Source organism: Variovorax atrisoli 110B (assembly GCF_000382045.1).
Taxonomy (GTDB): Bacteria; Pseudomonadota; Gammaproteobacteria; order Burkholderiales; family Burkholderiaceae_C; genus Variovorax; species Variovorax atrisoli.
The window spans coordinates 112,306-124,064 of record NZ_KB907456.1 but is presented as its reverse complement, the minus strand read 5'-3'; the positions used below and the strand labels follow the sequence as shown (position 1 = coordinate 124,064).

The following is an 11,759-nucleotide window of genomic DNA, read 5'->3' as shown; positions in this document are numbered from 1 at the left end:
TTTGTTTCGATTCGCGCAACCTAACATTCGAGGCATTCAGCGCTGTCACGCATCCATCCCGAATCGAATCACGCACGGAAAGAACGCCGCCATGCTCCGCAGAACCCTCCTCGCCTCCGCTCTCGCCATCGGTGCCAGCCTCGTCGCACCGCTGACCGCGCAGGCCGCGCAACCGCTCAGGCTCGACGTCTACAACCCCGGCGCGAAGTCGATGTTCCCGGTCTCCTCGGAGATCGTCACCGGCCAGGCCGACGCGGTGCTGATCGACGCCCAGTTCCAGCGCAACGACGCCGAGGCGCTGGTGCAGAAGATCAAGGCCACGGGCAAGAAGCTCACCACGGTCTACATCAGCCACAGCGACCCCGACTACTACTTCGGCCTCGACGTGATCCAGGCCGCCTTCCCCGACGCGAAGATCGTCGCCACGCCGCAGACCGTGGCCGCCATCCAGGCCTCCAAGGACGGCAAGCTCGCGCACTGGGGCCCGATCCTGAAGGACAACGCGCCCAAGGCGCTGGTGGTGCCGCAGCCGCTGGCCGGCGACAGCATCGAGCTCGAGGGCCGCAAGATCCAGGTCGTCGGCCTCGACGGCCCCACGCCCGAGCGCAGCTTCGCGTGGATTCCCTCGCTGAAGGCGGTGGTCGGCGGCATCCCGGTGTCGGCCAACATCCATGTGTGGGTGGCCGACACGCAGACGCCCGAATCGCGCCGCGACTGGATCAAGACGCTGGGCCGCATCGAGGCGCTGCATCCGAAGACCGTGGTGCCCGGCCACTACCTGCCCAACGCGAACGGCAGCGCGCCCTACTCGCTCGCGTCGGTGAAGTTCACGCGCGACTACCTCAGGGCCTTCGAGGCTGAAGCCGCCAAGGCCAAGGATTCGACCGCGCTCATCGCCGCGATGAAGAAGCGCTACCCGAAGCTGCAAGACGTTTCCTCGCTGGAGCTCGGCGCGAAGGTGATCAAAGGAGAAATGAAATGGCCGCAATGAACGATGCCCGACACGCAGGCGCCACGCTGCACTACATCTTCGATCCGCTGTGCGGCTGGTGCTACGCCGCCGCGCCGCTGGTCGACGCGGCGCGCGAAGTGCCGGGCCTGAAGGTCGAGTTCCACGGCGGCGGCATGATGACCGGCGCGAACCGCCGCTCGATCACGCCGCAGTGGCGCGACTACGTGATGCCGCACGACCACCGCATCGCCGAGATGACCGGCCAGCCCTTCGGCGAACGCTACTTCGAGGGACTGCTGCGCGACACCGGCGCGGTGATGGATTCCGAGCCGCCGACCACCGCCGTCCTCGCTGCCGAGTCGCTGCGCCCGGGCGGCGGGCTGGACATGATCCACAGCCTGCAGCGTGCGCACTACGTCGACGGCCGCCGCATCGCCGACGTGCAGGTGCTGAAGGCGATCGCCGCCGAACTCGGCTTCGAGGCGCAGGCCTTCACATCGGCCTTCGAGCGCCAGTCGGGCGAAGCCACTTCGCGCCACATCGCCGAGAGCCGCCAGTTCCTGCAACGCGCGGGCGGCCAGGGCTTTCCGACCTTCGTGCTCGTGCAGCCCGACGGCAGCGCCGGCCGCGTCGACATCGGCCCATGGCTCGGCCGTGCGGAGGAATGGAAGAAGCAGCTTGCCGCCGTGGCCGAAGCCTCGAAGCCGGCCCCGGCTGCAGCGGACGCGCCGGCACCGGCGCCGGCCTGCGGCCCCGACGGCTGCGCGATCTGAAGGAGAGGCTCCCGATTACCGCGCCACGCCCAGCAGCCGGTCGAGCACCTGCGGCTGGGAGCGCAGCGAAGCCGCGCTGTCGGTGTGCACGATGGTGCCGTGGTCGAGCACCACCGCCTCGTCGGAGATCGCGAGGATCGCCTGCGGGTGCTGCTCCACGATGATCGCGGCCAGGCCCTCGTCCTGCGTGATGCGGCGGATGGCGCGCAGCAGCTCTTCCACGATGATGGGCGCGAGGCCTTCGAGCGGCTCGTCGAGCAGCAGCAGCCTGGGGTTGAGCACCAGCGCGCGGCCCACGGCCAGCATCTGCTGCTCGCCGCCCGAGAGCTGCGTGCCGAGGTTGGTCTTGCGCTCGGCAAGGCGCGGGAACATCTCGTAGACGCGCTGCGGGTTCCACTTGCCGGGCCGCTCCACCGCCGTGAGGTTCTCGTGCACGGTGAGCGACTTGAAGATGTTGCGCTCCTGCGGCACCCAGCCGATGCCGGCCGCCGCGCGCAGGTGCGGCGCGATCTTGTGCAGTGCCTGCCCGCCCAGCGAGATGCTGCCGCCGTGCTGGCGCGTCGCGCCGGCGAGCGTGTTGATCAGCGTGGTCTTGCCCGTGCCGTTGCGGCCCAGCAGCGCCAGCGTCTGGCCCTCGCCGAGCGTGAAGGCCACGTCGTGCAGCACCACGGCCTCGCCGTAGCCGGCGCTCAGGTTCTCTATTCTCAGCAGCTCAGACATGGGCAGCCTCTCCGTGGCCCAGATAGACCTCTTTCACCTTCGGGTCGTTGGCGATGGTCTCGGGGTCGCCCTCGGTCAGCAGGGTGCCGTTGACCAGCACGGTCATCCGGTCGGCGAAGCTGAACACCAGGTCCATGTCGTGCTCGATCAGCAGCACCGACACGTCGGCCGGCAGCGCGGCCACGGTCTGCAGCAGCTCCTCGCGCTCTCCCGCGGGCACGCCCGCCACCGGCTCGTCGAGCAGCAGCACGCGCGGCTCGCAGGCCAGCGCGATCGCGATCTCGAGCAGCCGGCGCTTGCCGTAGGCCAGGTGCTTCACCTGCTGCTGCGCCACGTCGCTCAGGTGGAACTGCTCCAGCAGCTGCGCCGCGCGCTCGGCGATGGCCTTGCTCGAACCCAGCGGCTTCCACCATTGCGCGCCCGCCCCCTGGTGCTGCGACACCACCAGCGCCAGCGTCTCGAGCGGCGTCATGGAGTCGAACAGCTGGTTGATCTGGAAGGTGCGCACCAGCCCGCGCGCCACGCGCCTGTGCGGCGCGAGCCGGGTGATGTCCTCGCCCATCAGCGTGATGCGGCCCTCGGTGGGCGTGAGCACGCCGGTGAGCTGGTTGATCAGCGTGGTCTTGCCCGCGCCGTTGGGGCCGATGAGCGCATGGCGCGCGCCGCGCCTGAGCTCCATCGACACGTTGTTGGTGGCCGTGATGCCGCCGAAGCGCATCACCAGGCCGTGGGTGGAAAGCACGGTGTCGCTCATGCCGCACCGCCCTTCTTGCCGCCTGCGCCGATCCAGGTCCAGGGCTTGAGCAGCCGGTCGCGCCCGACCAGCACCAGCAGCACCAGGATCAGGCCGATCCAGAACATCCAGTACTGCGGCGTCACGGCCGACAGCCAGGTCTGCAGCAACTTGAAGACGATGGCGCCCGCCACGCCGCCATAGAGCCAGCCCACCCCGCCGATGACCAGCATCAGCAGCACGTCGGCCGAGCGGTCGAAGGCCAGCACGTCGAGCGAGGCGAAGCCGGTGGTCTGCGCCAGCAGCGCACCCGCAGCACCGGCGATGCCCGCCGCCACGGTGTAGATCACCACCAGCCGCGACACCACCGGGATGCCGATGGCCATGGCGCGCAGCCGGTTGTCGCGGATGGCCTTCAGCGTGGCGCCGAAGGGTGAATGCACGAGGCGGCGCATCAGCAGGAACAGCACCAGCATCACCGCCAGCGAGTACCAGGCTGCCGTGCGGCCGAAGAGGTCGAACTCGAACATGCCGAGCACCGGCCCCATCACCACGCCCTGCAGGCCGTCGGCACCGCCGGTGAGCCAGTCGAGCTTGTTGGCGAGTTCGAGCAGCAGCAGCGCCGTGCCCAGCGTCACCATCAGCCGAGTGAGGTCGCTGCCGCGCAGGATCGTCACGCTCGCCACCATGCCCAGCAGCGCGGACAGCACCGTCGCGAACAGCAGGCCCACGGTCGGGTCGGGCATCACCAGCTTGGCGAACAGCGCCGCCGCATACGCGCCGAAGCCGAAGAAGGCGGCGTGGCCCAGCGACACGATGCCGGTGTAGCCCAGGATCAGGTCGAGCGACATCGCGAACAGCGCGACGATGGCGATCTCGTTGACCAGCAGCGAGTGCGAGGGCATCACCAGCGGCAGCGCGAAGGCCGCCGCCCAGACGACGAATTCGAGCGGGCGCCAGCGCGCCTTGCGCAGCAGGGCCGACTGGAAATTCGCAACAGAGTTGAGATCGGTCATTTCAGCCTCCGATCCATGCGTGGGACACCGCGGAACCGGCTTTGCCGGCCCGCTGGTGTTGCCCCCCGCAGGGGGGTTGGCGAAGCGACACGAAGTGCGCGAAGACTGGGGGGAGACTCATTTATCTGCCTCCCTTGCGCGTAAAGAGGCCCTGCGGGCGCCACATCAGGATCAGGATCATCAGCAGGTAGACGGTGAACGCGCCCATCTTCGGAATGAAGTACTTGCCCGCCACGTCGGCGATGCCCAGCAGCAGCGCCGCCGCGAGCGGCCCGGTGATCGACGAGGTGCCGCCGACGGACACCACGATCAGGAAATAGATCATGTACTTGAGCGGGAAGGTCGGATCGAGCCCCAGGATCTCCGCGCCCAGCGCGCCGCCGAGGCCCGCGAGCCCCGAGCCCACTGCGAAGGTCAGCAGGAACACCACGTTCACGTTGATGCCCAGCCCCGCCGCCACGCGCGGATCATCGACAGCAGCGCGCAGCCGGCTGCCGAAGCGCGTCTTCGACAGGATCAGCTGCAGCACCACCGTGAGCACCGCGCACACGCCGATGATGAAGAGCCGGTAGTGCCCCATGCCCAGCAGCAGCGCGCCGTCGCCGATCTCGGTGCGGCCGCGCAGCCATTCGGGCAGCTGCACGTTCTGCTGCGAGGAGCCCACGAAGTAGTCGACCGCCGCCACCGCCATGAAGGCGAGGCCGATGGAGAAGAGCACCTGGTCGAGGTGCGGCTTGCCGTACATCGGCCGGTAGAGCGTTCGCTCCAGCAGCGCGCCGGCCAGCGCGACGACGATGAACGCGAGCGGCAGGCACGCCAGGAACGGCACGCCCAGCTTCTGCATGGCGAACACGGTGAGATAACCGCCCGCCATGGCGAAGGCGCCGTGCGCGAGGTTGATGAAGTTCATCAGCCCCAGAGTCACGGCCAGCCCGACGGCGAGCACGAACAGCAGCATGCCATAGGCGATGCCGTCGAAAAGAATGGTCAACATATGAGCGACTCAGCAGCTTGCCGCACGGCGCGACGCCTTCGGGAAACACCCAGGAACCGGCTTTGACGGGCCTGCGGTGTTTCCCCCGGTAGGTGGTTGGCGAAGCGACACGAAGTGCGCGCAGCCTGGGGGCGAGCCTTTATTTTGCTTTGCCGGGGTCCTTGACGCCCTTGATCACGTCGAACTCGACGTTGTAGAGCTGCCCGTCCTTCTTCTCGACCTTGCGCAGGTACACGTCCTGCACGATGTCGCGGGTCTGCGCGTCGATCAGCACCTGGCCGCGCGGGCTCTCGAAGACCTGGCCCTTCATGGCGCCCAGCAGCGCCTCGCCGCCGCCCTGGCCCTTGGTGGCCTTGAGCGCCTCGTAGATGATGCGCATGCCGTCGTAGCCGCCCACGGCCATGAAGTTGGGGCGCATCTTGGGGTTGGCCTTCTCGAAGGCCTCGACGAACTTCTTGTTCAGTGCCGAAGGATGCGCCGTCGAGTAATGGTGCGAGGTGACCACGCCCAGCGCGCCGTCGCCCATGTCGTTGAGCTGGTCGTCATCGGTCACGTCGCCGGTCGCGATCATCTTGATGCCGGCCTTGTCCATGCCGCGCTCCAGGAACTGCTTCATCACCGCGGCGCCTGCGCCCGAGGGCACGAAGACGAAGAGCGCATCGGGCTTCACGTCGCGCACCTTCTGCAGGAACGGCGCGAAGTCGGGGTTGCGCAGCGGCACGCGCAGCTTGTCGAGCACCTTGCCGCCGTTGAGCTGGAAGCGCTCGGTGAAGAACTTCTCCGCGTCGTTGCCCGGGCCGTAGTCGGCCACCAGCGTCACGACCGTCTTCACGCCGTTCTTCGGCGCCCAGTCGCCCATGGCCACCGACACCTGTGGCAGCGTGAAGCTCGAACGGACGATGTAGGGCGACGCCTCGGTGATGCTCGACGTGGCGGCGGCCATCACCAGCTGCGGCGTCTTCGACTGGGTGGCGATGGGCGCCACCGCGAGGGCCAGGGGCGTCAGGCCGAAGCCGGCGAGCACGTTGACCTTGTCGTTCACCACCAGTTCCTGCGCGAGGCGCTTGGTCACGTCGGGCAGGCCGGTGTCGTCCTTGACGATCAGCTCGACCTTCTTGCCGGCCACGGTGTCGCCGTTCTGGGCGATGTACAGGCGGGCTGCGGCTTCGATCTGGCGGCCGGTGGAGGCCGACTGGCCCGTCATCGGGAGGATCAGGCCGATCTTGAACTTGTTGTCCTGGGCACTGGCCAGCGACATCGAAAGTGCAAGCGCCGACAGGGCGGCGGTCTGGATGAGATGGCGTCTTTGCATGTATTTTCCTTTGAGGGGCGGAACGCGAACCGGCGCTATTTTCAACACTTTGCAACATCCGGCGCAGCAGGCAATCACCTAGCCGGGCACAGTCGCTGACCTTTGTTGCGCGATTGCCAAATGAACTGCGCGATCATCGCGCAATGCAGTCTTCGACCCGTCACAGGCCGCTTGCATCGGTTGCCGTCAGCTCTCAGCGCGGTAGGCGGAATCGAGCGTGAGCGTACCCACGGCGCGTGACACGCAGGCGCAGATGCGCGTGGCCGACTTCTTCTCGTGCTCGCTGAGGAACACGTCGCGGTGGTCGACTTCGCCGTCGACCGCGATCACGTCCATGGCGCACAGGCCGCATTCGCCGCGCCTGCAGTCCGACAGCGTCTGCACGCCCGCCGCGTCGAGCGCGTCGAGCAGCGTGCAGTCGGCCGGCACGGTGATGGTCAGGTCGTGCCGCGGAATGCGCACCTCGAAGGACTGAGTGGCCAGCCGGCCGCTGCTGCCGAAGGTCTCGAAGCGCAGGTCCGCGATCGGACGGCCCGCCGCCTGCCAGGCGCGCTTGAGGGCTTCGAGCATCGGCACCGGGCCGCAGGTGTAGAGCTGCCCGCCAGGCGGCAGCGCGGCGATGGCCGCGGCGAAGTCGATGGGCGCGGCGCCCTCGTGGGCTTCGACGCCCTCGTCTCCCAGCGCCTCGCGCAGGTGCGGCAGGTAGCCGAACTCGTCGGCGTTGCGCGCGCCATAGAGCATCTTCACCGGCACGCCGGTGCGCTTCGCGTGCGCGGCCAGGCGCTGCGCCATCAGCACCAGCGGCGTGATGCCGATGCCGCCTGCCACCAGCAGGTAGCCCGGCGCGGAAAGGTCGAGCGGAAAGTGGTTCTGCGGCGCGCTCACCTGCAGGCGGTCGCCCACCGCGAGCCGCCACATCGCGAGCGAGCCTCCGCGGCCGTCGTCCAGGCGCTTGACTGCGATGCGCCAGCAGCTGCCGTCGCCTTCGCCCACCAGCGAGTAGGAGCGTGTCTGCACCTTGCCCTGCGCGGTCAGCACCTGCACCTGAAGGTGGGCGCCGGGCTCATGGGCGGCGGCGAATCCGCTGTCGGGGCGCAGCTCGAACTCGCGCACGGTGGGCGTCACGTCGCGCAGCGCGACGACCTGCGCATTCATCCATTGAAGATCGCTTTTCATCGGGAAACACCAGGGGAGAAAAAGAAAGAAGAGGAATCAGCCGCGCCGGCGGATCAGCTGCACGCCCGGCAGCGGACGCTGCTCGGCGGTGGGCGTGCCGTGCAGCGCCTCGCGCAGGTTGCGCCGTGCGATGCGGCTGTGCTCGCGCATCAGCGCCTCGGCGCGCGAGCCCTCGCCGGACTCGATGGCGTCGAGCACCTGCACGTGCTGGTCCTGCGCGACCACGAGCATGTCGCGCGCAGCCGGCGAATTTGCCTGCACCACGACGAAGCCCGAGGGCGATGCGAAAGGCAGGTTGATCACGCGCTCCAATTGCTGCGCGATGACGGGGCTGCCCGCCATCTCGCACAGCAGCGCATGGAAGCGCTCGTTGTGCGTCACGTAGCGAGAGAAGGCGGCGTCGTCGAGCGCAGGTTCGCGCAGCAGTTCGTCGATGCGCTGCAGGCAGGCACGCGCCTCGCGCAGCACCACCGGCGCCGCGCCGCGCTCGGCCGCGAGCCGGGCGACCAGGCCCTCGAGCGTGCCGCGCAGCTCGATGGCGTCGGCCACGTCGCGCTCGGAGAAGGTGCGCACCGCATAGCCGCCGTTGGGCAGCGCCTCGAGCAGGCCTTCCTGTTCGAGCCGCATGAGCGCGGTGCGCACCGGCGTGCGCGACACGCCGAGCTGCTCGGAGATCGCCACCTCGGCGATGCGCGCGCCGCCGGGCAGCTCGCCCGCGAGGATCATCTCGCGCAGCCGCAGCTGCGCCTTGACGGCCTGCGAGCTGCCGCTGTCGCCGGGCTCGGCGGCAGCGGAGACGGCCGCGACCTTCACACGGCTCACGCGGCCTCCTTCTGGGCCGGACGGATCGGAATCGCCGCGCGCGCGGGCTTCTCCTTCTCGATCATGCGGTCGATGAGCTTGCGCGCCCACATCGAGCCGGCGTCGATGTTGAGGTTGTAGAACTGGTGGTCCGGGTGCTCGTCGATGGCCTTCTGCTGCGCTTCGAGCACGAGCTCGTCCTCGCGGAAGATGCCCGAGACGCCTTCGCGCAGCTCGTGCGTGAGACGCTGCTCGCCCAGGCAGTAGTTGCGCGCGAAGGCCCAGAAGTAGAGGCAGGTCTTGTCGGTCTCTGGCGTGATGGTGTTGAGCACGTAGCCGTTGACGCCCTTGCTGCGGTCGCCCGGGTTTCCGTCGGAGGGCACCGCGCCGCTGCCGGCCTCGGCCACGCCGACGTCGATGTTCACCGTGCACGGGCCTTCGAAGCGGATGATCTGCCAGCGGTCGACCTTGCCGGTGTAGCCGCGCGCATGGCGGATCTGGCTGCCCCAGAAAGGCGGCGGATCGATGTTCTCCATCCAGCGCGTGACGGTGGCCGAGCGGTCGCCGTGCGTGGCGACGAAGGGCGCCTCGGCCACTTCGCGGTTGCCGATGGAGGAGCCGTGCACGAAGGTCTCATGCGTCAGGTCCATGAGGTTGTCGACGACGAGGCGGTAGTCGCAGTGGACACGGATCATCTTGCCGTCGCCGGCCCAGGCGGGGTCGTCGTTCCAGTGCATGTCGGGGATGAGCGCCGGGTCGGCCTTGGCCGGGTCGCCGGGCCAGATCCACACGAAGCGGTGCTTCTCCGCCACCGGGAAGCTGCGCACGCAGGCCGAGGGGTTCAGCGTCTCCTGGCTGGGCATGTGGATGCAGCGGCCCTGGCTGTTGTAGACGAGGCCGTGGTATCCGCAGACCACCTCGTCGCCTTCGAGGCGGCCGAGCGACAGCGGCATCAGCCGGTGCCAGCAGGCGTCCTCGAGCACGGCGACCTGCCCGTCGGTACGACGGAACAGCACCACTTTCTGGTTGCAGATGGTGCGTGGCAGCAGCGTGTGTCGCACTTCGACGTCATAGGCGGCGGCGTACCAGGCGTTCAGGGGGAAGGCGGTCGTGGGCGTTTTCATGAATACTCAATGTATACAGAAATGGTGGAATTTCCAGTGTTTTTGATCGATTCGAGGGTAAACACCGAGGCCGCTGTATACAGTCATCGTGGTTTCGATGGCGATACGATGCTCCGTTCGTTTCCCCAGATCACGATCACGACGGAGCCATCCATGACACAGCACGCCGCCTTGCCCGCCCGCTACGACCACGTGGGCAGCTTCCTGCGCCCCAAGTACCTGCTCGAAGCACGCGAGCAGAAGGCCAAGGGCGAGATCACGCCCGAGCAGCTTCGCCTCGTCGAGGACAAGGCGATCACCGAGATCGTCAAGTTCCAGGAAGACATCGGCCTGAAGAGCATCACCGACGGCGAGTTCCGCCGCACGTACTTCCACATCGACTTCCTCGACCAGCTCGGCGGCGTGAAGACCGACATCCCGGTCACCATCCGCAAGCCCGACGGCACCGAGGAACTGGCCCCGCCCGCGATGCGCGTGATCGACAAGGTCCGCCACGTCAAGGACATCCAGCTGGCCGACTTCCAGTACCTCAAGAGCCAGGTGTCCGCAGGCAACACGCCGAAGGTGACCATCCCCTCGCCGACCATGATGCACTTCCGCGGCGGCCGCGCCGGCATCAGCAAGGACGCCTACCCCGAACTCGACCCGGCCTTCTACGACGACGTGGCCAAGGCGTACGGCGACGAATTGCGCTCGCTGGCCGCCGCCGGCTGCACCTACGTGCAGATGGACGACACCAACCTCGCCTACCTGTGCGACGAGCACATGCGCGAAGCCGCCCGCAAGCGCGGCGACGACCCCAACGAGCTGCCCCACCGCTACGCCGCCTTCATCAACAAGGTGGTGGCGCAGAAGCCGCCGGGCATGCTGCTGGCCATGCACCTGTGCCGCGGCAACTTCAAGAGCACGCACGCCGCCGCCGGCAACTACGAGCCCGTGGCGGAAGCGCTGCTCAAGGAGATGGACCTCGACGCCTACTTCATGGAATACGACGACGCCCGCTCTGGCGACTTCAAGCCGCTGCGCTACCTGCCCAAGGGCAAGACCGTGGTGCTCGGCCTCGTGACCACCAAGTTCGGCGAGATGGAAGACAAGGACGAGCTCAAGCGCCGCATCGAGGACGCCGCCAAGTACGCCTCGCTCGACCAGCTCGCGCTTTCGCCGCAGTGCGGCTTCTCCAGCACCGTGCACGGCAACAACATCGCGGTGGAAGCGCAGCGCAACAAGCTGCGCCTGGTGGTCGAGACGGCGCAGGAGGTCTGGGGCTCGACCTGACCCGCCGTTTCTGTTGAAGTCGGGGGCATGAAAAGACTCACCCCCAGGCTTCGCGCACTTCGTGTCGCTTCGCCCACCCCCTCACCGGGGGCAACACCGGTGGCCCGGCAAAGCCGGTTCCACGGTGTTCCTCGAACAGGCCGGCCGGACTTCATGCGCAGCGGGTCGAGCGACGCAATGGAGGAAGCGCAATGACGCGAATCTATTCAGGCCCCCTCAGCATGTTCGGCGCCAAGGTCGAGATCGCGGCACGCGAGAAAGGCGTGCCGTTCGAGCTGGTCATGGTGCCCTTCATCGAAGGCGATCACTACGAGCCCAAGCACCCCGAGGTGCTTCGGGTCAATCCCGTCAAGCAGCAGGTGCCGGTGCTGGTCGACGACGAGGTCTCGCTCTTCGACTCGACGCAGATCTTCGAGTACCTGGAAGACCGCTATCCCAGCCCCGCGCTGTGGCCCCGGGGCATTGCCGAACGGGCCCGCGCGCGGCAACTGGAGCAGAAGTCGGACGAGGTCTTCTTCCCGAACGTGATCAAGCTCTTCGGCCTGCAGGAGGCCATGCAGAGCGCCCCCGCGATCGCGGCCTGCGCCGGCTGCGCCCGCTTCTACGAGGAGATGGAGGGCCTGCTCGCCACGCGCGAGTACCTTGCGGGCCCCTACTCCTTCGCCGACATCGCCTTCTACATGGCCTGCATCTTTGCGGACCGCAAGGGCGCGGGCATGACCGATGCCACGCCCCGGCTGCTCGCATGGCGCACGCGCGTGGGCGACAGGCCCGCCGTGCGCGCGGTGGTCGAGCCGATGATGCGCTTCCTCGCCTCGCAGGGACGCGGCGTCCCCGCCTTCCTGCAACGCTGAAGGGCCACTGGGCGCGGCGCGTCCGTCGC

11 protein-coding genes and 1 pseudogene are annotated in these 11,759 nt (G+C 68.0%); 4 read left to right on the top strand and 8 right to left on the bottom strand.

The window, feature by feature from the left end; genetic code table 11:
- Positions 1-91 precede the first annotated feature (91 nt).
- Positions 92-985, top strand: a pseudogene (locus G369_RS0120220) (MBL fold metallo-hydrolase); the annotation flags it as partial.
- Positions 979-1,725, top strand: coding sequence for a DsbA family protein (locus tag G369_RS0120215; RefSeq protein WP_019655849.1), 747 nt, complete (start codon positions 979-981; stop codon positions 1,723-1,725). The pseudogene G369_RS0120220 and the gene G369_RS0120215, both read left to right, overlap by 7 nt.
- Positions 1,726-1,740: 15 nt before the next feature.
- Here G369_RS0120215 and G369_RS0120210 read toward each other — a convergent pair whose 3' ends face one another.
- The 8 genes from G369_RS0120210 to G369_RS0120175 all read right to left on the bottom strand — a co-directional run bounded on the left by G369_RS0120210 (position 1,741) and on the right by G369_RS0120175 (position 9,601).
- A complete protein-coding gene (locus G369_RS0120210) occupies positions 1,741-2,445 on the bottom strand; it encodes an ABC transporter ATP-binding protein (protein WP_019655848.1) in 705 nt (234 codons plus the stop codon).
- Positions 2,438-3,199, bottom strand: a complete 762-nt coding sequence (locus G369_RS0120205) for an ABC transporter ATP-binding protein (protein WP_019655847.1) — start codon at positions 3,197-3,199, stop codon at positions 2,438-2,440. The genes G369_RS0120210 and G369_RS0120205 overlap by 8 nt, the downstream gene beginning before the upstream one ends.
- Positions 3,196-4,194: a branched-chain amino acid ABC transporter permease gene (locus G369_RS0120200; RefSeq protein ID WP_019655846.1), complete on the bottom strand. Its 999-nt coding sequence runs from the start codon at positions 4,192-4,194 to the stop codon at positions 3,196-3,198. The genes G369_RS0120205 and G369_RS0120200 overlap by 4 nt, the downstream gene beginning before the upstream one ends.
- A 121-nt stretch (positions 4,195-4,315) precedes the next feature.
- Positions 4,316-5,188 carry a branched-chain amino acid ABC transporter permease gene (locus G369_RS0120195; protein ID WP_019655845.1) on the bottom strand — a complete coding sequence of 291 codons (873 nt, stop codon included), beginning with the start codon at positions 5,186-5,188 and terminating at the stop codon, positions 4,316-4,318.
- Positions 5,189-5,327: 139 nt separating this feature from the next.
- Positions 5,328-6,500, bottom strand: a complete 1,173-nt coding sequence (locus G369_RS0120190) for an ABC transporter substrate-binding protein (protein ID WP_019655844.1) — start codon at positions 6,498-6,500, stop codon at positions 5,328-5,330.
- Between the two features lie 186 nt (positions 6,501-6,686).
- Positions 6,687-7,676: a PDR/VanB family oxidoreductase gene (locus G369_RS0120185; RefSeq protein WP_019655843.1), complete on the bottom strand. Its 990-nt coding sequence runs from the start codon at positions 7,674-7,676 to the stop codon at positions 6,687-6,689.
- 36 nt (positions 7,677-7,712) lie between these two features.
- Positions 7,713-8,489: a GntR family transcriptional regulator gene (locus G369_RS0120180; RefSeq protein WP_020723182.1), complete on the bottom strand. Its 777-nt coding sequence runs from the start codon at positions 8,487-8,489 to the stop codon at positions 7,713-7,715.
- Between the two features lie 5 nt (positions 8,490-8,494).
- Positions 8,495-9,601 carry an aromatic ring-hydroxylating dioxygenase subunit alpha gene (locus G369_RS0120175; RefSeq protein ID WP_019655841.1) on the bottom strand — a complete coding sequence of 369 codons (1,107 nt, stop codon included), beginning with the start codon at positions 9,599-9,601 and terminating at the stop codon, positions 8,495-8,497.
- 153 nt (positions 9,602-9,754) lie between these two features.
- Between G369_RS0120175 and G369_RS0120170 the strand changes: the two genes are divergently transcribed.
- Positions 9,755-10,876 (top strand): 5-methyltetrahydropteroyltriglutamate--homocysteine S-methyltransferase, encoded by a 1,122-nt coding sequence (locus G369_RS0120170; protein ID WP_020723181.1) that lies wholly within the window; start codon positions 9,755-9,757, stop codon positions 10,874-10,876.
- A 191-nt stretch (positions 10,877-11,067) separates the two neighbouring features.
- Positions 11,068-11,730, top strand: a complete 663-nt coding sequence (locus G369_RS0120165) for a glutathione S-transferase family protein (RefSeq protein WP_019655839.1) — start codon at positions 11,068-11,070, stop codon at positions 11,728-11,730.
- Positions 11,731-11,759 lie beyond the last annotated feature (29 nt).

What these genes read in the sequence shown, in the direction of transcription:
- G369_RS0120215 (WP_019655849.1), top strand. Translation starts at nt 979, where the DNA reads ATGGCCGCAATGAACGATGCCCGACACGCAGGCGCCACGCTGCACTAC.
- G369_RS0120185 (WP_019655843.1), bottom strand. Translation starts at nt 7,676, where the DNA reads ATGAAAAGCGATCTTCAATGGATGAATGCGCAGGTCGTCGCGCTGCGC.
- G369_RS0120165 (WP_019655839.1), top strand. Translation starts at nt 11,068, where the DNA reads ATGACGCGAATCTATTCAGGCCCCCTCAGCATGTTCGGCGCCAAGGTC.
- G369_RS0120195 (WP_019655845.1), bottom strand. Translation starts at nt 5,188, where the DNA reads ATGTTGACCATTCTTTTCGACGGCATCGCCTATGGCATGCTGCTGTTC.
- G369_RS0120210 (WP_019655848.1), bottom strand. Translation starts at nt 2,445, where the DNA reads ATGTCTGAGCTGCTGAGAATAGAGAACCTGAGCGCCGGCTACGGCGAG.
- G369_RS0120190 (WP_019655844.1), bottom strand. Translation starts at nt 6,500, where the DNA reads ATGCAAAGACGCCATCTCATCCAGACCGCCGCCCTGTCGGCGCTTGCA.
- G369_RS0120200 (WP_019655846.1), bottom strand. Translation starts at nt 4,194, where the DNA reads ATGACCGATCTCAACTCTGTTGCGAATTTCCAGTCGGCCCTGCTGCGC.
- G369_RS0120175 (WP_019655841.1), bottom strand. Translation starts at nt 9,601, where the DNA reads ATGAAAACGCCCACGACCGCCTTCCCCCTGAACGCCTGGTACGCCGCC.
- G369_RS0120170 (WP_020723181.1), top strand. Translation starts at nt 9,755, where the DNA reads ATGACACAGCACGCCGCCTTGCCCGCCCGCTACGACCACGTGGGCAGC.
- G369_RS0120205 (WP_019655847.1), bottom strand. Translation starts at nt 3,199, where the DNA reads ATGAGCGACACCGTGCTTTCCACCCACGGCCTGGTGATGCGCTTCGGC.